Source organism: Streptomyces sp. NPDC058469 (assembly GCF_042721125.1).
In the GTDB taxonomy this organism is placed as follows: Bacteria; Actinomycetota; Actinomycetes; order Streptomycetales; family Streptomycetaceae; genus Streptomyces.
Genome location: NZ_JBHXME010000036.1, coordinates 46,989 through 67,690, shown reverse-complemented (window position 1 = coordinate 67,690; position 20,702 = coordinate 46,989). Strand labels below are relative to the sequence as shown.

17 protein-coding genes are annotated in these 20,702 nt (G+C 68.0%); 9 read left to right on the top strand and 8 right to left on the bottom strand.

What is annotated here, in order from left to right; all coding sequences use genetic code 11:
• Positions 1-117 precede the first annotated feature (117 nt).
• From ACFWP5_RS18300 to ACFWP5_RS18260, 9 genes are all read left to right on the top strand, one after another.
• Positions 118-1,341, top strand: coding sequence for a hypothetical protein (locus ACFWP5_RS18300; RefSeq protein WP_384156930.1), 1,224 nt, complete (start codon positions 118-120; stop codon positions 1,339-1,341).
• Positions 1,338-2,528 (top strand): hypothetical protein, encoded by a 1,191-nt coding sequence (locus ACFWP5_RS18295; RefSeq protein ID WP_384156927.1) that lies wholly within the window; start codon positions 1,338-1,340, stop codon positions 2,526-2,528. Before ACFWP5_RS18300 ends, ACFWP5_RS18295 begins: the two co-directional genes overlap by 4 nt.
• Before the next feature lie 93 nt (positions 2,529-2,621).
• Entirely contained in the window at positions 2,622-3,644 is a 1,023-nt protein-coding gene (locus ACFWP5_RS18290) for a hypothetical protein (protein WP_384156924.1), read from the top strand.
• Between the two features lie 31 nt (positions 3,645-3,675).
• Positions 3,676-4,809, top strand: coding sequence for a hypothetical protein (locus tag ACFWP5_RS18285; RefSeq protein WP_384156921.1), 1,134 nt, complete (start codon positions 3,676-3,678; stop codon positions 4,807-4,809).
• Positions 4,809-5,504 (top strand): hypothetical protein, encoded by a 696-nt coding sequence (locus tag ACFWP5_RS18280; RefSeq protein WP_384156918.1) that lies wholly within the window; start codon positions 4,809-4,811, stop codon positions 5,502-5,504. Before ACFWP5_RS18285 ends, ACFWP5_RS18280 begins: the two co-directional genes overlap by 1 nt.
• 18 nt (positions 5,505-5,522) lie before the next feature.
• Positions 5,523-5,999 carry an ATP-binding protein gene (locus ACFWP5_RS18275; protein ID WP_384156915.1) on the top strand — a complete coding sequence of 159 codons (477 nt, stop codon included), beginning with the start codon at positions 5,523-5,525 and terminating at the stop codon, positions 5,997-5,999.
• Positions 6,000-6,319: 320 nt separating this feature from the next.
• Complete coding sequence (locus ACFWP5_RS18270) at positions 6,320-7,204, top strand: peptidoglycan-binding protein (RefSeq protein ID WP_384156912.1); 885 nt, start codon at positions 6,320-6,322, stop codon at positions 7,202-7,204.
• Positions 7,205-7,230: 26 nt separating this feature from the next.
• Positions 7,231-7,506, top strand: coding sequence for a hypothetical protein (locus ACFWP5_RS18265; protein ID WP_384156909.1), 276 nt, complete (start codon positions 7,231-7,233; stop codon positions 7,504-7,506).
• Positions 7,503-7,769 (top strand): hypothetical protein, encoded by a 267-nt coding sequence (locus ACFWP5_RS18260; protein ID WP_266769420.1) that lies wholly within the window; start codon positions 7,503-7,505, stop codon positions 7,767-7,769. Before ACFWP5_RS18265 ends, ACFWP5_RS18260 begins: the two co-directional genes overlap by 4 nt.
• Positions 7,770-7,850: 81 nt before the next feature.
• Here the strand turns inward: ACFWP5_RS18260 and ACFWP5_RS18255 are convergent, their stop codons facing one another.
• The 8 genes from ACFWP5_RS18255 to rplK form a co-directional block, all read right to left on the bottom strand.
• Positions 7,851-11,750 (bottom strand): DNA-directed RNA polymerase subunit beta', encoded by a 3,900-nt coding sequence (locus ACFWP5_RS18255; protein ID WP_384156906.1) that lies wholly within the window; start codon positions 11,748-11,750, stop codon positions 7,851-7,853.
• Positions 11,751-11,844: 94 nt separating this feature from the next.
• The gene (gene rpoB / locus ACFWP5_RS18250; protein ID WP_384156903.1) at positions 11,845-15,330 is read right to left on the bottom strand and encodes a DNA-directed RNA polymerase subunit beta; all 3,486 of its coding nucleotides are present in this window, start codon (positions 15,328-15,330) and stop codon (positions 11,845-11,847) included.
• A 615-nt stretch (positions 15,331-15,945) separates the two neighbouring features.
• Entirely contained in the window at positions 15,946-16,326 is a 381-nt protein-coding gene (rplL, locus tag ACFWP5_RS18245) for a 50S ribosomal protein L7/L12 (protein ID WP_384156939.1), read from the bottom strand.
• A 123-nt stretch (positions 16,327-16,449) separates the two neighbouring features.
• The gene (rplJ, locus tag ACFWP5_RS18240) at positions 16,450-16,980 is read right to left on the bottom strand and encodes a 50S ribosomal protein L10 (RefSeq protein WP_384156900.1); all 531 of its coding nucleotides are present in this window, start codon (positions 16,978-16,980) and stop codon (positions 16,450-16,452) included.
• Between the two features lie 266 nt (positions 16,981-17,246).
• Positions 17,247-18,104 (bottom strand): DUF1396 domain-containing protein, encoded by an 858-nt coding sequence (locus tag ACFWP5_RS18235; protein ID WP_384156897.1) that lies wholly within the window; start codon positions 18,102-18,104, stop codon positions 17,247-17,249.
• A 176-nt stretch (positions 18,105-18,280) separates the two neighbouring features.
• Positions 18,281-19,222 (bottom strand): hypothetical protein, encoded by a 942-nt coding sequence (locus tag ACFWP5_RS18230; RefSeq protein ID WP_384156894.1) that lies wholly within the window; start codon positions 19,220-19,222, stop codon positions 18,281-18,283.
• 159 nt (positions 19,223-19,381) lie between these two features.
• A complete protein-coding gene (rplA, locus tag ACFWP5_RS18225) occupies positions 19,382-20,107 on the bottom strand; it encodes a 50S ribosomal protein L1 (protein ID WP_384156891.1) in 726 nt (241 codons plus the stop codon).
• A gap of 79 nt (positions 20,108-20,186) precedes the next feature.
• Complete coding sequence (gene rplK / locus ACFWP5_RS18220; protein WP_019072313.1) at positions 20,187-20,621, bottom strand: 50S ribosomal protein L11; 435 nt, start codon at positions 20,619-20,621, stop codon at positions 20,187-20,189.
• Positions 20,622-20,702: the final 81 nt, after the last annotated feature.

Genomic DNA, 20,702 nt, shown 5'->3' with positions numbered 1-20,702 from the left:
TCCAGACGACCAGCAGTACCGCGGCGACCCACCAGAGGGTCTGCATGGTGAAGCCGAACCCGACACCCAACCCCCATCCACCCCAGCCCAGCCCAGCCCACCAGAGGAGACCCGCACATGCCCCTGCGCAGCTCATGGGTGGCCGAGACCGGTCAGACCCGCGAGGACACCCGGCTGACCCAACTCGGCGCGACCACCCCGGCCAACCCCCTGGAAGTCCGCTCCGGCATCCTCCCGGGGTCGTACGACGGCCTCTACCGGATGTCCGGCTTCTGGATGGAGGGCGCCTCGGGGGCGATGACGGCGACCGTCCACGAGGGCCGCGCCGTCGTCGCGGCCGGCGCCACCCGGGGCGCCTACCCGGTCACGCTCCCCGAACCGACCGGCCTCACCTTCACCGACGGCGACGCGACCAACCCCCGCGTCGACCTCGTAGTCCTCAGGATCTACGACTCCCTCTACGACAACTCCGGGCAGACGAAGGCCGCCCTGGAGATCGTCAAGGGCACCCCGGCCGCCACCCCCGTCGCCCCCTTGATCCCCGGCATCGGCCTCGCGCTCTACCAGGTCAAGGTGGCCGCAGGCATCAGCGCCGGCAAGGGCGGCATCACCTGGAGCACCGACGTCACCGACCTGCGCACACCCGTCGTCGCGGTCGGCGGCATCCTCCCGGCGTACGGCGAGACCGGCAACGGCGCCTACCCGGGCCAGTTCCGCGACTCCGGCGGCGCGCTCCAGCGCTGGGACGGCTCGGCCTGGGTGTCGTACCCGAGCGCGCTGGGCGGCATCGCCCCGGCCGGCGCGGTCACCACCGCGAGCTACACCGGCCAGTACCGCGACACCTCCGCCGGGGTGCTGCAACGCTGGAACGGCACGACGTGGGTGAACTACCAGCAGGCGCCGACCTGGACGGACTACACGCCGGTGTGGGGCGTCGAGACCGGCACCGCGCCCGCGATCGGCAACGGCACGCTGGCGGGGTCGTACGCGAAGTTGGGGACGGTCGTACACGTCCGGATCTATCTGAAGATCGGGTCGACGACCAACCTGACCGCCCAGGCCGCCGCCGCCAACTGGACGTTCCGGCTGCCGTTCGCACCGGTCGGCACCGCGTGGAAGCTGGACGGACGGGTACTGAACGCGGAGGCCTGGGACTCCACGTCACCCGGGACGCTCTACCAGGGCAGCGGCCTGCTCGCGGTGACCAGCGGCATCGGCTACGTCCGCTCGCTGCGCGACAGCCTCGCGAGCGGCTCCGGCATCTGGGCCAAGGCGCTGCCCTTCACCTGGGCCACCGGTGACGTGCTGTCGATCCACGGCACGTACGAGTCCGCGTCATGACCGTCAGTTCCTCGTGGCTGTCCCCGGACGGCCAGACCCGCGCCGACACCCGCACCACCCAGATCGGCGCGCTCACCCCGGTCACCGACATCAAGGGCCGCTCCGGTGTCCTGCCGGGCTCCGAGGGCGGGGTCTACCGCGTGACCGGGCTCTGGCTGGCCGGCACGACCGGCACCATGAGCGGCACGGTCGGCGTAGGCCGGGCCGTCGTCCAGTCCTCGATCGCCCGCGGCGCCTACCCGGTGGCCGTCACCGAACCGGTCCCGCTCACCTTCCCCGACGGCGACGCCCAGTACGGCCGCATCGACCTGGTCGTGCTGCGGATCTACGACGACGAGTTCGACGGCTCCGGCCGCGGCGAGGCCGCCGTCGAGATCGTGCCCGGCACCCCGGCCGCCGTCCCGGTCGCGCCCGCGGTCCCGGACGTCTCGCTGCTGCTGTTCACGGTCGCGGTGGCCGCCAACACCAGTACGGGCGGCGGCGGTATCCCTTGGACCACCGCAAGCACCGACCTGCGCCCAACCACCGTTCCACTGGGCGGCATCCTGCCGACCCGCTCCGACGACACCGCGGCGGGCGGCTACCCCGGCCACTACCGGGACATCACCGACACGCTCCAGCGGTGGAGCGGCTCGGCCTGGGTGTCGTATCCGAAGGGGCTCGGCGGTATCGCCCCGGCGGGTGCGCTGACCACCGGCGGCTACAGCGGCCAGTACCGGGACTCCTCCGCCGGCCAACTCCAGCGCTGGAACGGCAGTTCATGGCTCCCCGCCGTACCGGGCCCGGCGTTCGCGCAGTCGCTGGACGCCGGCTCGACCACGTCGACGACGTACACGGCCACGCTCACGGGCACCACCGTCACCACGCTGACGCTCACCTTCACGGCGCCGCCGTCCGGTTCGGTGATCATCGGCGTGGGCGCACGGGTGTACACGGTGGGCAGCGAGACCACGACGGCGTACATGTCCCCACAGGTCACCCTGGGTTCCACGGTGATCTGGGCGGCGGACGACGAGCGGGCCGCGTCCGGGTCGGGTGCCGTCAGCAAGTCGGTCTCGACCCAGCTGCGGCTCAACTCCCTGACGGCGGGCTCCACTTACACGGTCACCGCCATGCACCGGTCGACGTTGTCGACCGTCACCTGCTGGTTCGACAACATCCATCTCCGCGTCGACCCGATCACCTGACACCCCCTCAGCTCCCCTCGCCTCCGCCTCCGCCTCCCTTCACCTGAGCCCCCACCTCCCCTCAACTCCCCGCACTCTGATCGGAGTTAGACCATGGCCGCACGCTCCGGCTGGCTGTCCCCGGACAGCCAGTCCCGCGAGGACACCAGGCTCGTCTCGCTCGGCGCCCTCACCCCGGTCTCGGCCGTCCAGGTCGGCTCCGGCATCCTGCCGGGGTCGACCACCGGCCTGTACCGCATCAACGGCTTCACGCTGACCGGTGCCACCGGCACCATGAGCGGCACCGTCAGCCCCGGCCGCGCGATCGTCCAGTCCACCGACACCCGGGGCGCCTACCCGGTCGCGCTGACCGAGTTCGAGAACGTGACCTTCTCGGACGGCGACGCCCTGTACGGCCGCATCGACCTGCTCGTGCTGCGGATCTACGACGACGTCTACGACGGCTCGGGCCGCACCGAGGCCGTCGTCGAGATCGTCCCGGGCACCCCCGCGGCCACCCCGGCGATCCCGGCCACCCCCGACCTCGCCATCCCGCTGTACCAGGTGGCCGTGCCCAAGAACACGAGCGCGGGCACCGGCGGCATCGCCTGGTCCACCGCCCTCACCGGCGTCCGCACCGCGACGGTCGGCCTCGGCGGCATCCTCCCGGCCACCACCGACACCGCGAACGGCTCCTACCCCGGCCAGTACCGGGACGTGAACGGAGTGCTCCAGCGCTGGAACGGCACCGCCTGGGCCGACTACCAGCCGCCGCTCGTCGTGGAGACCGCGACCTCCGGGGCCACCGTGTCCGGGAACTGGTCCCTGCAGTCCTACAACGCCCGCCGCACCCACGGCGTCTGCTCGTTCACCCTCGGCCTCACCCGCACGACGAGCAGCCTCACCGCCACCGCCGCCGGCACCACCAACCCCGGCAACGTCGGCGACGAACTGCTGGGCACCCTGCCCTCCGGCTGGCGACCGGCCACCGAGACCTACGCGACGGCGAGCGACGGATACGCCGACGGAGCGGCCCGGATCACCACCGACGGCTCGGTCTACCTGATCACCTGGTCGACCAGCGGGGTGATCCAGGTCGGCAACAACGTGCGGATCTCCGCCTGCTTCGTGCTGTGACCCCCGACCCGGTCAAGGAGCTGACAGCCGTATGACCACCATCAACACGCCCTACCGGGCGATCTTCTGCGATCTACTCACCGACAACACCATCGACATCCTGCCGCTGCGCGACGTCACGGTCGACGACTACATCGGCAAGGCCGGCTCCCTGTCGGGCACCATCCCCGTCCCCGACACGGCGATGGCCGCCCGGGTCCGCCGTATCGAGGAGGGCCGCACCTCGGTCTACCTCCAGCGCGGCGGCGACCTGTGGTGGGGCGGCATCGTCTGGACGAACACCCTGCAGAGCGACGACCAGGGCGTGCTCACCCTCGGCATCCAGGCGGCGACCTTCGAGTCGTACGCGGGAAGACGCCTGATCCGGGCAACGACCCCCGAATACGACGCGAACTACCAACTGGCCCTCAACGGAGACCAGTTGGACGTAGCAAGGGCCTTGTGGACGGACCTCCAGACCGCGCTCCCCGGCGGCGACATCGGCGTCACCTACGGCACCGAGACCTCCGGGGTGACGCGCTCGGCGAGCTACCGCGACGGCGACGAGACGGTCTATCTCGACGCGTTGGACGCGCTGGCCGCGCTGGAGAACGGCTTCGAGCACTACATCTCGGTCTACACCGACCCGACGACCGGAGCCCGCGTACGCCGCCTCCGCCTCGGCAGCCCGAAGATCCTCACCGGGGCCACCGACCTGGTGATGGACCGGCCGGGCACGATCCTGTCGTACTCCTTCCCGCGCGACGCCACCCGCGGCGGCACCACCGACCGCGCCCGAGGCGCCTCCACCAACTCCGACCAGGCCAGCGAGTCCCGGCCGCTCTGCTCAACCGTCGCGGTCGCCAACTCCCTGATCGGACAAGCGGGTTACCCGCGCATCGACCTGACCTCGGACCACAACGACATCACAGACGCGGCCACCCTGACCGCCCTCGCCCGCACCGAACTGGCCGCGGCCACCGGCGCGGTGGTGATCCCCGAGATCAGCGTGCGCCTCGACGACCTGGTCCCCGGCGCGCTGATCGGCCGCACGGTCCGCATCCGGATCACCGACGAGTGGTACGCCGAAGGCCTCGACACCCGCTACCGGATCATCGGCGTCAAGGTCAGCCCCGCCCAGCGCGGGCGCCCCGACACCGCCGACCTCTACCTGGAGGAGGTCTGATGCCCCAGCTCCCCGAAGACATCATCGACCGGCTCACCCAGATGGAACGCCGCATCCAGCAGCTCTCCACCGCGGTGAACACCCGCCCCGCCCTCAACACAGTGTCGGGCGGCACCCTGGAGGTGGGCCCGCCCACCGGTTCCCCGGTCTTCAAGGTCGGCAAGTGGCCGGGCACCGACGAGTACCGCATGGAACTCCGGCGCCAGACCGGCCAGTTGGCGATGAGCATGTACAACGGCGACGGCACAGCAGACTCACTCCAGCCACTCCGCCTCTACGACAAGGCGGAGCGCGAGATCGTCTCGGACGACATCAGCACCGGCGGCCTGGCCCGCCCCTGGCTGAACATGCTGCCACCGCAGGACACGAGCACGACCCGCTGGCCGCAGACGACATCGACCTCGATGACAACGATCGCGATGTCCTACAACATCGCCTGGCAGCCGAAGATGCGCCTGGTCATGAACACCCGCGCCAGCTCCGGCGCCACCGGCTCCGTCCAGGTCCTCGTCAACGGCGCCCAGTGGGGCAGCACGGTCAGCGCCGGCACGGACTTCATCTACGAGGCCCTGATCAGCTCCGACTTCGGCTCGGTCTACGGCACCCAGCTCAAGGTCGAGGTCCAGGCCCAGGTCACCAGCGCCTCCGGCACGGTCTACGCCAACCCGATCCTGATGTACGGCCGCCAAACCTGAGAAGGGACACCATCACCCATGGACATCGACACCACCCAACCCTGGGGCCTGGCCATCGACTTCGCGGGCCGCGCCACCATCACCGAGGCCGGCCACACGATCTACGTCAACGTCTCCGACTCCAGCTACAACAGCGTCATCGCCCCCGACTCGGTCAGCGGCACCTACGCGCCCGTGACGGTCGCCGCCCAGTTCACCGAGACGGGCGCGAACGGCGCCGCCATCCGAGGCAGCGCCCGCACCACGATCATGCCCATCGGCACGGCCATGGTCGTCCCCGACCAGACCGCGATCCAGAGCGTAGTGGCCGCAGCCCTCGCCAACTTCGTTGACAACACGGCCACTTACACCGCCCTGGCCGCCAAGTGGACTCCCACGGACGACGGTTCGGGAGACGGAGACGGCTCCGGAGACGGAGACGGCTCCGGAGACGGAGACGGCTCCGGAGACGGCGACGGCGAAACCGCCGACAGCGCGTCCACGAAGGCCGCCTAGCCCCTTCACCCCGCCCCACCCCAACGCCCTTAGGGGCACGGGGCTGTATCGAACATGCGGCTACCACCGCGTGGCCGCGACCACCCCTCTCACCCCGCCCCACCCCAACCCCCCAAGGGGCACGGGACTGTATCGAACATCGGCTACCACCGCGTGGCCGCGACCACCCCTCTCACCCCACCCCAACCCCCCCAAGGGGCGCGGGGAACTGCGCGACCAGCCACAACGCACCCGCACCCCGCACACAACCCGAGCCCCCACCCCCGGCCCGGGTTTTTTCATGCCCATTTCCCCCCGGCCCACCTCCCGAAAGGCACCCCATGGCCACACCCCTCTCCCCAGACGCCCTGATCGCCGCCCTCCGCACCGAGGGCATCACAGTCGTAGAGCACCCCGGCTGGCGCACCAACAACCGCAACAGCAAGGGAAGTTGGGGCCCAGTGAACGGCGTAGTGATCCACCACACCGTCACCTCCGGCACCACAAGCTCCGTCAACCTCTGCTACAACGGCCACTCCGAACTCCCCGGCCCCCTCTGCCACGGAGTCATCGCCAAGGACGGCACGGTCCACCTGGTCGGCAACGGCCGCGCCAACCACGCCGGCAGCGGCGACGCCGACGTACTGAAGGCCGTGATCGCCCAGAGCGCCACTCTCCCCGCCCCGAACCAGAACAACACGGACGGCAACGTCCACTTCTACGGCTTCGAGTGCGTCAACCTAGGCGACGGCAAGGACCCCTGGCCCGCCGTCCAACTGGACGCGATGGTCCGGGCCTCGGCCGCACTGTGCCGGGCACACAGCTGGAACGCGCACTCGGTGATCGGCCACAAGGAGTGGACGAACACCAAGATCGACCCGCGCGGCTTCACCATGGCCGACTTCCGCACCCGGGTAGCCACCCGCCTCGGCACCAAGCCCACCACGCCCCCGTCCACGACCCCCACCAAGCCCACCTACCAGCCCTTCCCGGGCGCCGACTGGTTCAAGAAAAACCCCAAGTCGGCGATCGTCACCGCGATGGGCAAGCGACTGGTGGCCGTCGGCTGCTCGGCGTACACCTCGGGCCCCGGCCCCCAGTGGACGACCGCCGACAAGGCCTCCTACGCCAAGTGGCAGCGCAAGCTCGGCTACACGGGCACTGCCGCCGACGGCTGGCCCGGCGCCACCTCCTGGATCGCGCTGAAGGTCCCGTACAGCTCCTGAACCCCTCGGAAAGGCAAGGTCCACCCATGTCAGAGGCCGCCAAGCGCACCCTCCGTACCGTCCTCCAGACCGCTGTCGGCCTGTGTGTCCTGCTGCCGACGGTCGTCGACGCCGCCGGTGTCCCGGACACCCTGCCCTGGGTGGCCGCGGCACTGGCCGTCGCCGCCGGGGTCACCCGGGTCATGGCCCTGCCCGCCGTACAGGCGCTGCTGCCTTCCTGGCTGCGCACCGACGTGCCGGCGGCCGGGGACGGCGCGTTGCTGAAGCTGGTCAAGGCCGATCCGGAACGGGGGGACACGTGAACGAACCCTCCTCCCTGTCCGACCCGATCGCCGTCGCCGTGGAACTGGAACGGCTGCGCGGGACCGTCGAGGCCGGCTTCGCCCGGGTCGACGGCTCGCTCGCGCTGCTGGTCCAGCGCAGCGACCAGACCGACCGCCAACTCGCCGACCACGAACAGCGGTTGGACGCCCTGGAACGGTCACGCTGGCCGCTCGCCAGCATCGGCGCCCTGGCCGCCATCGCCACGGTGGTGGTCACCGCCTGGGAACTGACACCGCACTGAGAAGCACCCGGGAACGCCGAAGGGCGGCCACCCCGTACGAAACGGGAGTGACCGCCCTTCAGTTCAACTCAGGCTGCTCGCCTACTGGTTGTACGGACCGTAGTCGTAGTCCTCCAGCGGGACGGCCTGGCCGGAGCCCGTGCCGAACGGCGAGTAGTCGATGTCGTCGTAGCCGACGGCCGAGTACATCGCGGCCTTGGCTTCCTCGGTCGGCTCGACCCGGATGTTGCGGTAGCGGGACAGGCCCGTACCGGCCGGGATGAGCTTACCGATGATGACGTTCTCCTTGAGGCCGATCAGGGAGTCGGACTTGGCGTTGATCGCCGCGTCCGTCAGAACCCTGGTCGTCTCCTGGAAGGACGCCGCCGACAGCCAGGACTCCGTGGCCAGCGAGGCCTTGGTGATACCCATGAGCTGCGGACGACCGGAGGCCGGGTGACCGCCCTCCTGGACCACACGACGGTTCTCCTGCTCGAAGCGCGAGCGCTCGACCAGCTCGCCGGGCAGCAGCTCGGCGTCGCCGGACTCGATGATCGTCACACGGCGGAGCATCTGCCGGATGATGATCTCGATGTGCTTGTCGTGGATCGACACACCCTGCGAGTTGTAGACCTTCTGGACCTCGCCGACCAGGTGGACCTGGACGGCACGCTGACCCAGAATGCGCAGCACGTCGTGCGGGTTGGTGGCACCCACGGTGAGCTTCTGGCCCACCTCGACGTGCTCACCCTCGCTGACCAGGAGACGGGCACGCTTCGAGATCGGGAACGCCGTCTCTTCGCTGCCGTCGTCCGGGGTGACGACGAGCTTCTTGGTCTTCTCGGTCTCCTCGATCCGCACGCGGCCCTGGGCCTCGGAGATCGGGGCGACACCCTTCGGCGTACGAGCCTCGAAGAGCTCGACGACACGGGGCAGACCCTGGGTGATGTCGTCACCGGCCACACCACCGGTGTGGAAGGTACGCATCGTCAGCTGGGTACCGGGCTCACCGATGGACTGGGCGGCGATGATGCCGACCGCCTCACCGATGTCGACCAGCTTGCCGGTGGCCAGCGAGCGGCCGTAGCACATGGCACAGGTGCCGACGGCGGACTCGCAGGTCAGGACCGAGCGGGTCTTGACCGTCTCGATGCCGTGCTTGACCAGCTCGTCGATGAGGACGTCGCCGAGGTCGGTGTTGGCCGGGGCCAGCACCTTGCCGTCGACGGTGATGTCCTCGGCCAGCGCACGGGCGTACACGCTGGTCTCGACGTTGTCGGCCTTGCGCAGGACACCGTCCGCGCCGCGCTCCGCGATGTGCAGCTTGAGGCCGCGGTCGGTGCCGCAGTCCTCCTCGCGGATGATGACGTCCTGGGAGACGTCGACCAGACGACGGGTGAGGTAACCCGAGTCGGCGGTACGCAGAGCCGTGTCCGCCAGACCCTTACGAGCACCGTGGGTCGAGATGAAGTACTCCAGCACCGACAGGCCCTCACGGAAGGAGGCCTTGATCGGGCGCGGGATCGTCTCGTTCTTGGCGTTCGACACCAGACCGCGCATACCCGCGATCTGACGCATCTGCATCATGTTTCCTCGGGCACCCGAGTCGACCATCATGAAGATGGGGTTGGTCTTCGGGAAGTTCGCGTTCATCGCCTCGGCGACCTCGTTGGTCGCCTTGGTCCAGATCGCGATGAGCTCCTGCGTGCGCTCTTCCTTGGTGATCAGACCGCGCTCGTACTGCTTCTGGACCTTCTCGTCCTGCGCCTCGTAGCCCTTGACGATCTCCTTCTTCGCCTCGGGAACGACGATGTCGGAGACGGCCACGGTGACACCGGAACGGGTCGCCCAGAAGAAGCCGGCCGCCTTCAGGTTGTCGAGCGTCGCCGCCACGATGACCTTGGGGTAGCGCTCGGCCAGGTCGTTGACGATCTCGGAGAGCTGCTTCTTGCCCACCGAGTAGTCGACGAACGGGTAGTCCTCGGGCAGCAGCTCGTTGAAGAGCGCGCGGCCCAGGGTTGTACGGAGGCGGAAGGTGTCACCCTGCTGCCACTCGGGCTCGCCCTCCTCGCGGACCGGCGGCACCCAGCCACGCGGCGGGATGGTGCCCACCGGGAAGCGGATGTCCACGGCCGACTGGAGCGCCAGCTCGCCGCCGTCGAACGCCATCGTCGCCTCGGCCGTGGAGCCGAACGCGCGGCCCTCGCCCTTGACGTCGCGGAGTTCACCGTCGGTGGTGAGGAAGAACAGACCCAGCACCATGTCCTGGGTCGGCATGGTGACGGGACGACCGTCAGCCGGCTTCAGGATGTTGTTCGAGGACAGCATCAGGATGCGGGCCTCGGCCTGCGCCTCCGCGGAGAGCGGCAGGTGGACGGCCATCTGGTCACCGTCGAAGTCCGCGTTGAACGCGGTGCAGACGAGCGGGTGGATCTGGATGGCCTTGCCCTCGACCAGCTGCGGCTCGAAGGCCTGGATGCCGAGGCGGTGCAGCGTCGGCGCACGGTTCAGCAGAACCGGGTGCTCGGCGATGACCTCTTCCAGGACGTCGTACACGACCGTGCGGCCGCGCTCGACCATCCGCTTCGCCGACTTGATGTTCTGCGCGTGGTTCAGGTCGACCAGGCGCTTCATCACGAACGGCTTGAAGAGCTCCAGCGCCATGGCCTTCGGCAGACCGCACTGGTGCAGCTTCAGCTGCGGACCGACGACGATCACGGAACGCGCGGAGTAGTCCACACGCTTGCCGAGCAGGTTCTGACGGAAGCGACCCTGCTTGCCCTTGAGCATGTCGGACAGCGACTTCAGCGGACGGTTGCCGGGGCCCGTCACCGGGCGACCACGACGGCCGTTGTCGAAGAGCGCGTCGACGGCCTCCTGAAGCATGCGCTTCTCGTTGTTCACGATGATCTCGGGAGCACCGAGGTCGAGGAGTCGCTTCAGGCGGTTGTTGCGGTTGATCACACGGCGGTACAGGTCGTTCAGGTCGGAGGTCGCGAAGCGGCCACCGTCCAGCTGCACCATCGGGCGAAGGTCCGGCGGGATGACCGGGACGCAGTCGAGGACCATGCCCTTGGGGCTGTTGGAGGTCTGCAGGAAGGCAGACACGACCTTCAGCCGCTTCAGCGCACGGGTCTTCTTCTGGCCCTTGCCGGTGCGGATGATCTCGCGGAGGCGCTCGGCCTCCTCGTCCAGGTCGAAGGACTCCAGGCGCTTCTGCAGCGCCGCGGCACCCATCGAACCGTCGAAGTACGTGCCGAAGCGGTCACGCAGCTCGCGGTAGAGGAGCTCGTCGCCCTCCAGGTCCTGGACCTTGAGGTTCTTGAACCGGGTCCACACCTCGTCCAGGCGGTCGATCTCGCGCTGCGCACGGTCGCGCAGCTGCTTCATCTCCCGCTCGGCACCTTCGCGCACCTTGCGGCGCACGTCGGCCTTGGCGCCCTCGGCCTCAAGCTCGGCCAGGTCGGTCTCGAGCTTCTTGGCGCGGGCTTCGAGGTCGGAGTCCCGACGGTTCTCGACCTGCTGACGCTCCACGGAGACGTGCGCCTCAAGCGAGGGCAGGTCACGCGTACGGCGCTCTTCGTCGACGAACGTGATCATGTACGCCGCGAAGTAGATGACCTTCTCGAGGTCCTTCGGGGCGAGGTCGAGCAGGTAGCCCAGACGTGACGGGACACCCTTGAAGTACCAGATGTGCGTGACGGGCGCGGCCAGTTCGATGTGGCCCATCCGCTCACGACGCACCTTGGCGCGGGTCACCTCGACGCCGCAGCGCTCACAGATGATGCCCTTGAAGCGAACGCGCTTGTACTTGCCGCAGTAGCACTCCCAGTCCCGGGTCGGACCGAAGATCTTCTCGCAGAAGAGTCCGTCCTTCTCGGGCTTGAGCGTGCGGTAGTTGATGGTCTCAGGCTTCTTGACCTCGCCGTGGCTCCACTGACGGATGTCGTCAGCGGTGGCCAGACCGATCCGGAGCTCATCGAAGAAGTTGACGTCGAGCACTATGCGTCAATCCCTCTCAGGGTTGTAAGTCTTGGGGTCTGATACGGGGGTCCTGGGGCCGGAGACCTGCGTGGCGCAGGTCTCCGGACTCCCGTCAGACCTCTTCGACGCTGCTCGGCTCGCGCCGGGACAGGTCGATGCCGAGCTCCTCCGCTGCGCGGAAGACATCCTCGTCGGTGTCACGCATCTCGATGGACATACCGTCACTGGACAGCACCTCCACGTTCAGGCAGAGCGACTGCATCTCCTTGATGAGCACCTTGAAGGACTCGGGGATGCCGGGCTCGGGGATGTTCTCGCCCTTGACGATGGCCTCGTAGACCTTCACGCGGCCGGTGACGTCGTCGGACTTGATCGTCAGCAGTTCCTGGAGTGCGTACGCGGCGCCATAAGCCTCAAGCGCCCACACCTCCATCTCGCCGAAGCGCTGACCACCGAACTGCGCCTTACCACCCAGCGGCTGCTGGGTGATCATCGAGTACGGACCGGTCGAACGGGCGTGAAGCTTGTCGTCGACCAGGTGGTGCAGCTTCAGGATGTACATGTAGCCGATCGAGACCGGCTCCGGGAACGGCTCGCCGGAGCGGCCGTCGAACAGGTTGGCCTTGCCGGAGGCCTTGACCAGCCGGTCCCCGTCGCGGTTCGGGATCGTGGCCTCGAAGAGACCGGAGATCTCGTCCTCGCGGGCACCGTCGAAGACCGGGGTCGCCACGTTGGTACCCGGGGCGACCTGGTCGGCGCCGATGACCTGCAGGCGCCGCGCCCAGTCCTCGCTGAAGCCGGAGACGTCCCAGCCGCGGCTGGCGAGCCAGCCGAGGTGGATCTCCAGGACCTGTCCCGGGTTCATTCGGGACGGGACACCCAGCGGGTTCAGGATGATGTCGACCGGAGTTCCGTCCTCGAGGAACGGCATGTCCTCGATGGGCAGGATCTTCGAGATAACACCCTTGTTGCCGTGGCGGCCGGCCAGCTTGTCACCGTCGGTGATCTTGCGCTTCTGCGCAACATACACACGGACCAACTGGTTGACGCCGGGCGGCAGTTCGTCGCCCTCCTCGCGGTCGAAGACGCGGACGCCGATGACCTTGCCGATCTCGCCGTGCGGCACCTTCAGCGAGGTGTCGCGCACCTCGCGCGCCTTCTCACCGAAGATCGCGCGGAGCAGGCGCTCCTCGGGGGTCAGCTCGGTCTCACCCTTGGGCGTGACCTTGCCGACGAGGATGTCACCGGCGACGACCTCGGCACCGATACGGATGATGCCGCGCTCGTCGAGGTCGGCGAGGACCTCCTCGGAGACGTTCGGGATGTCCCGGGTGATCTCCTCGGGGCCGAGCTTGGTGTCACGGGCGTCGACCTCGTGCTCCTCGATGTGGATCGAGGAGAGGACGTCGTCCTGTACGAGGCGCTGCGACAGGATGATCGCGTCCTCGTAGTTGTGACCCTCCCACGGCATGAACGCCACGAGCAGGTTCTTGCCGAGCGCCATCTCGCCGTTCTCGGTCGCCGGACCGTCGGCCAGAACCTGGCCGGCGATGACCCGGGAACCCTCGTCCACGACAACCTTCTGGTTGACGGACGTGCCCTGGTTGGAGCGGGAGAACTTCGCGAGGCGGTACGTCGTGTACGTGCCGTCGTCGTTGGCGGTGGTGATGTAGTCCGCGGAGACCTCCTGGACCACACCGTCCTTCTCCGACTTCAGGACGTCACCGGCGTCGACCGCACAGCGGTACTCCATGCCGGTGCCGACCAGCGGCGCCTCGGACTTGATCAGCGGCACGGCCTGACGCATCATGTTCGCGCCCATGAGGGCACGGTTGGCGTCGTCGTGCTCCAGGAAGGGGATCATCGCGGTCGCGACGGACACCATCTGGCGCGGGGAGACGTCCATGTAGTCGACGTCGTCACCGGGGACGTAGTCGACCTCTCCGCCACGACGGCGGACCAGGACGCGGGACTCCTCGAACCGGAACTCGTCACTGAGCGGCGCGTTGGCCTGCGCGATGACGAACCGGTCCTCTTCGTCGGCCGTCAGGTAGTCGACCTCGTCGGTGACGACACCACCGGTGACCCGGCGGTACGGCGTCTCGACGAAGCCGAACGCGTTGACCCGGCCGTAGGAGGCGAGCGAGCCGATCAGGCCGATGTTCGGGCCTTCAGGGGTCTCGATCGGGCACATGCGGCCGTAGTGCGAGGGGTGCACGTCACGGACCTCGAAGCCGGCCCGCTCACGGGAGAGACCACCCGGGCCAAGCGCCGACAGACGGCGCTTGTGGGTGAGACCCGACAGCGGGTTGTTCTGGTCCATGAACTGCGACAGCTGGCTGGTGCCGAAGAACTCCTTGATGGAGGCGACTACCGGCCGGATGTTGATCAGGGTCTGCGGCGTGATCGCCTCGACGTCCTGGGTCGTCATCCGCTCGCGGACGACTCGCTCCATACGCGCCAGGCCCGTACGGACCTGGTTCTGGATGAGCTCGCCGACGTTGCGCAGACGACGGTTGCCGAAGTGGTCGATGTCGTCGGTCTCGACGACGATCGAGGCGCCGTTGTCACCAACGGTCTCGGTCTCACCGGCGTGCAGCTTCACCAGGTACTTGATCGACGAGATGATGTCCTCGACGGTCAGCACACCGGCGTCCAGCGGGGCTTCGCTGCCCAGCTTCTTGTTGACCTTGTAGCGGCCGACCTTGGCGAGGTCGTAGCGCTTCGGGTTGAAGTAGAGGTTCTCAAGAAGCGTCTGCGCGGCCTCGCGGGTCGGGGGCTCGCCCGGACGCAACTTGCGGTAGATGTCGAGAAGCGCGTCGTCCTGGCCCTGGGTGTGGTCCTTCTCCAGGGTGGCGCGCATGGACTCGTACTCGCCGAACTGCTCCAGGATCTGCTCGGTTGTCCAACCGAGAGCCTTGAGCAGGACGGTGACGGACTGCTTGCGCTTGCGGTCGATGCGGACACCGACCATGTCGCGCTTGTCGATCTCCATCTCCAGCCAGGCACCCCGGGACGGGATGACCTTGGTCGAGAAGATGTCCTTGTCGGACGTCTTGTCGATGGAGGAGTCGAAGTAGACACCCGGCGAACGGACCAGCTGCGACACGACGACACGCTCGGTGCCGTTGATGACGAAGGTGCCCTTGTTGGTCATGAGCGGGAAGTCGCCCATGAAGACCGTCTGGGACTTGATCTCGCCGGTCTCGTTGTTGGTGAACTCGGCGGTGACGAAGAGCGGCGCGGAGTACGTGAAGTCGCGCTCCTTGCACTCGTCGATGCTGTTCTTGGGAGGCTCGAAACGGTGGTCGCGGAACGTCAGCGACATCGACCCGGAGAAGTCCTCGATCGGGGAGATCTCCTCGAAGATCTCCTCCAGACCGGACTTGGTGGGGACGTCCTGACCTGAATCCAGAGCCGCCTCGACACGAGCCTTCCACGCGGCGTTGCCGAGCAGCCAGTCAAAGCTCTCGGTCTGCAGCGCAAGAAGGTTCGGAACCTCGAGGGGCTCCTTGATCTTTGCAAAGGAGATGCGCAGCGGGGCGGTGCTGGCGCCGTTGTTCATATTCGCGGTCGAGGCAGTGCGCGAGGCGGCCAAGAGGGGGTCCTTCCGAGGGCTCGGACTCACTACGCGCGTACCGGCCCCTCGCAGGGGCACCGGGACACGGACTTCCTGAGCGGCCCGGAAAGGCCAGGTCAGAGGTAGTCCGGTCATCGATGCTCAAGTGAGGGCATGCCCCTGGTGACGGGCAGGGGACAGCTAACAGGCAGCGCAAAGGGTCAGTGTAGCCACAAGGCACACTGATGTCCAGTGCGGGTTTTTTGAGACCCTCGTTGTTCTCGACACCTGCGCAAGCCCACGCCCTCAATGCACGTTGATACTGCCCTCTTCGTCGTCGATCCATGCCTCGGATCCGGATCGTTGTGACGACGCGTCCTGAGAATTGCGCGCTGCGTGCGGTTCGTCAAGGCCTCTCTTGCCCAAACCGGTTGCTGCCATCGTCACGTTGCGGCCTGCCACCAGGGGTCCTCGAAGGCACGACGAAGATCACCATACTCCGAGCACCCCTGCCCGCAAGGCAGTCGCACGCCGACCCTCGGATACGCCGAAGAGCGACCACCCGGATGGATGATCGCTCTTCGGTGCGGTCGCGTTACAGCCCCCGCGAGGGCCGCTACGGCGCGCTGAGGCCCTGAGGGGGCCTCGAAGGTGTTACTTGACCTCGACGGAGGCGCCGGCGGCCTTGAGGGACTCGGCGGCCTTCTCGGCGGCGTCCTTGGCGACCTTCTCGACGACGGGCTTCGGGGCGCCGTCCACGAGGTCCTTGGCCTCCTTCAGGCCCAGCGAGGTCAGCTCACGCACGACCTTGATGACCTGGATCTTCTTCTCGCCGGCACCCGTGAGGATGACGTCGAACTCGTCCTGCTCGGCCTCGGCCTCGACGGCAGCGGCCGGGCCGGCGGGGGCGGCGGCAACCGCGGCGGCGGCGGTGACGTCGAACTTGTCCTCGAACGCCTTCACGAACTCGGAAAGCTGGATGAGGGTCATCGTCTCGAACTCGGCGAGCAGTTCGTCCTGGGTGAGAGCCACGATGGCTTCCTTCCACTAATTTTCGGCTGGTGCCGGGATGTACATGTCTGGCGGGCGTACGTTCGGCCCGCTACGACCGTTGCCTTGGGCGCGGAGCCTCAGGCGGCGGTCATGTCGCGAGCCGAATTACTCGGCACCGCCCTGCTCGTCCTGCTTGGCACGGAGCGCGTCCACGGTACGGACGAGCTTCGACGGGAGCGCCTGGAAGAGCTGAGCAGCCTGAGTCTGCTTACCCTTGAAGGCACCCGCCAGCTTGGAGAGCAGAACCTCGCGGGACTCGAGGTCCGCGAGCTTCTTGATCTCGTCGGCGGACAGCGCCTTGCCGTCAAGGACACCGCCCTTGATGACGAGGTTCGGGTTGTCCTTGGCGAAGTCACGAAGACCCTTCGCCGACTCCACCGGGTCACCGGTGATGAAGGCGACCGCCGTCGGACCGTTGAACAGGTCGTCGAGCGTAGAGATCCCGGCCTCGTTGGCCGCAATCTTGGTCAGCGTGTTCTTCACCACGGCGTACTGGGCGTTCTCACCGAGCGAACGACGCAGCGTCTTGAGCTGCGCCACGGTGAGACCCCGGTACTCGGTCAGCACGGCGGCGTTCGAGTCGCGGAACTGGTCCGCGAGCTCGGCTACCGCGGCAGCCTTGTCGGGCCTTGCCATAGAGCGTCGGCCTCCTTCCGGGTGATGAGGACCGCTCAGAAGGGGCTGGGACAAACGAAACGCCCCGGCGCAGGCGCACGGGGCGTAGCTCGACCGGCAATGAAATCCGCCGGGAACACATCCAGTTCACCTACGCGGGTCGTCCGCTGTTCAGCGGATCCTTCGGTCACCGCGCTCTTTGACAAGCACGGCAACGACCAGCGGTCTTTGGCTTCTGGACCACCGTACGCGAGCGTCACGGATTCAAGCAAATCCGCCCGTACGGCTCAGCCCCGGGCGTCCTTCATCAGCTGGGCGAGGTCGGTGGTGTCCTTCGCCGGCGGGGTGGTGACCGTCACCGGCTGGTTCAGGTCGAGGAAGGTGATCGTCATGTCGAGCGGGCCCTTGTCGCCCTCGCCGCGCATCCGGAACCGCTTGGTGTGGTCGTCACCGTCGACCCACATGTCCATGGTGAGCGCGTCGACGCCCATCTTCGCGTACTGCTCGACGCTCTTCTCGCGCCGCTCCCTGGCGGCCTTGTCGTCGCCCTTGGCGGCGGCGGCCTTGACGTCGGCGAGGGTGACCTTGCCCGCGTAGTGGGTGGTCCGCACCCCGTCGACGGTCTCGGTGCCGACCTTCTTCACGTCCTTGGCGCCGGTGAGGGAGGCGGCCTCGGAGGCCGGGTTCTTCTCGGCCTCGGCCGCGCTCATGGAGTTGGCGCTCAGGTCGCTCGCCGCCCCGCCGAGGGCGGACGTGTCGAGCTTCAGCCAGCTCTTGCCGCCCATCTCCTTCGCCGCCTCGGCGCCGCCGTTCATGTAGAGCGCCTTGCCTACGACGCGCAGCTCCACCGTGTCACCGGACTTGGCCGAACTCATCCTCATGCTCAGGGCCTGGGGCTTGGTGCTCATCGCCGCCTCGCCCTCGATGGTCCCCTCGCCCGGCATCTCGCCGGCCATCCGGTAGCGGAGCGACGTGATGTCCTCCGTCTTCTTCGCCGCCTTGGCCACGGCGGCCGCGGGCGCCATGTCCGGCGACCGGTCCCCGGCGAACTTCGAGCAGCCGACGGCTCCGGCGGCGACGAACAGGGCGGCGAGCCCGGCACCCATCGCTCTGCGGCGCGTGGCACGACGTACGGAAGACCCCATTGATTCCCCCCAGGGAACACGACGGCCACAAGGAACACATGGAACACATGGCCGATTCACAGCAAGAGCCGTGAGCTTAGCCTCGGGTGGGTGCGGGGGTCTTCCGAATTCCCGTGGGCCTCGGCGAAGTCCTCTGGGCCTGAACGGAGTTGGGCCCGGCCGGAGTCGGACTCCGCTCAGGAACTCGTGCCGGACCCCGTCGCCGTGCCGGCGCTGCCCGGCGTCAGGCCCTGCTGCTTCAGCAGCGCCGTGAAGTCCTCGGTGTCGCTCGCCGGGGGCACGGTGGCGTCGACCTTCACGCCGTAGTCGCTGTAGTAGGCGGTCTGGGTGTACTGGCCGGACGACATCTGACCCTTCTCGACCTTCTTGACCAGCAGGTCCTGGGCGTTGACCCAGATGTCGACCTGCTCCGTGGTGACGCCGGCCGCGGTGAGCTGCTTCTTCAGGCCGGCGAGCTGGCCGGCGGTGAGGCTGGAGTTCTTGGCGGCGAGGTCGGCTACGTCCACCGTGCCCGCGTAGTGCGTGGCCTGCTGGCCGCGCACCGACTCCGTGCCGACCTTCTGGACGTCCCCGGAGGCGAGCAGGAGCTTCACCGACTGGTTCGGCGTGGAGTTCTGCATCTGGTCCTTGAGGTACGCGCCGGAGCTGCCGCCGAGCTTGGCCAGGTCGTCGTACGCGTACTTCAGCCAGTGCTTGCCGCCCGCCTGCTCGGCGAACTTCTCGCCCATCTTCGCGTAGTAGGCGTCCGGCAGATAGCGGGCCTCCATCGACGTGCTGCCGGCCGCGCGCATCGTCTGGGCCATCGTGCCGCCGGTGTACGTCATCGTGAGGACGCCGGTGATGCCGTCGCCCCAGCCGAGGTCGCCCTTGGCGTCCATGGACATCAGGGAGCCCATGACGGTGGAGGACTCGACCTTGGCGGAGTCCGCCTTGTCGGTGGACTGCTCGGCGCTGCGCAGGGCCGCTATGGGGCTCACCCGCGTCGAGCCCTTGCCCGCGGCCTTGTCGTCCTTGCCGGAGCCCCCGGAGGAACCCGGGGAACCACAGGCGGCCACCGAGGCCAGCGCTGTCGCCACCGCGATCGAGAGGCCCACCCGGCGCACGGTCGTGCTCTTCATTCGTCCCCACCCCTATGCGATTGCTGTGCCTGCCAAGAACGCTAACGCAGCGCACTGACACCCCGTACGAGAAAAAGGACGGGCCCCGCAACCCGAAGGTTGCGGGGCCCGTCCAAAGATGACGCGTACCTGACGCGGCTACCGGAGTGAGCGCGGGGCTCAGACGGAGGCCGGGTCCTCCTCGACGAGGAGGTTGCGGGTGCGGTTCGGGTCGAGCGGAATGCCGGGGCCGATCGTCGTGCTGATCGCGGCCTTCTTGATGTAGCGACCCTTGGCGGCGGACGGCTTCAGACGGAGGATCTCGTCCAGGGCCGCGCCGTAGTTCTCCACCAGCTGGGTGTCGTCGAAGGACGACTTGCCGATGATGAAGTGCAGGTTCGAGTGCTTGTCGACGCGGAACTCGATCTTGCCGCCCTTGATCTCGTTGACGGCCTTGACGACGTCCGGGGTCACGGTGCCGGTCTTGGGGTTCGGCATCAGACCACGGGGACCGAGCACGCGGCCGAGACGGCCGACCTTGCCCATGAGGTCCGGGGTGGCGACGACGGCGTCGAAGTCCAGCCGGCCCTTCGCCACCTCGTCGATGAGTTCGTCGGAGCCGACGATGTCGGCGCCCGCGGCGGTCGCTGCCTCGGCACGGTCACCGGTCGCGAAGACCAGGACCCGGGCGGTCTTACCGGTGCCGTGCGGGAGGTTCACGGTGCCACGGACCATCTGGTCCGCCTTGCGCGGGTCGACACCCAGACGGAAGGCGACCTCGACGGTGCCGTCGAACTTGGAGGTGGAGGTCTCCTTGGCGAGACGGACGGCCTCGAGCGGGGCGTAGAGCTTGTCCCGGTCGATCTTGGCGTCCGCAGCGCGGAGAGACTTGCTGCGCTTGCTCACTACTGCTCCTGTGTGTGTTCTGAGGAGTCGTGGTGTGGGCCGAGCAGGCCCTGCCACGGTCTTTCCTACGAGGTGAAGGTCAGCCCTCGACCGTGATGCCCATGGAACGGGCGGTGCCGGCGATGATCTTCGACGCGGCGTCCAGGTCGTTGGCGTTCAGGTCGGGAAGCTTGGTCGTGGCGATCTCACGGACCTGCGCCTGGGTGATCTTGGCGACCTTGGTCTTGTGCGGCTCGCCCGAGCCCTTCTCGACACCAGCGGCCTTGAGGATCATCTTCGCGGCCGGCGGAGTCTTGGTGACGAAGGTGAAGGAGCGGTCTTCGTAGACCGTGATCTCCACCGGGATCACCCAGCCACGCTGCGACTCGGTCGCCGCGTTGTAGGCCTTGCAGAACTCCATGATGTTGACGCCGTGCTGACCCAGCGCGGGGCCGACCGGCGGAGCCGGGTTCGCCGCACCGGCGTTGATCTGGAGCTTGATGAGCCCCGTGACCTTCTTCTTCTTGGGAGGCATTGCTCTCTCCGGGTCCTAGTGAGAGTGTTCGGCCTCTGTCCGGTTAATCCGGATGGAGGCATACCGCACAACGATAACGGG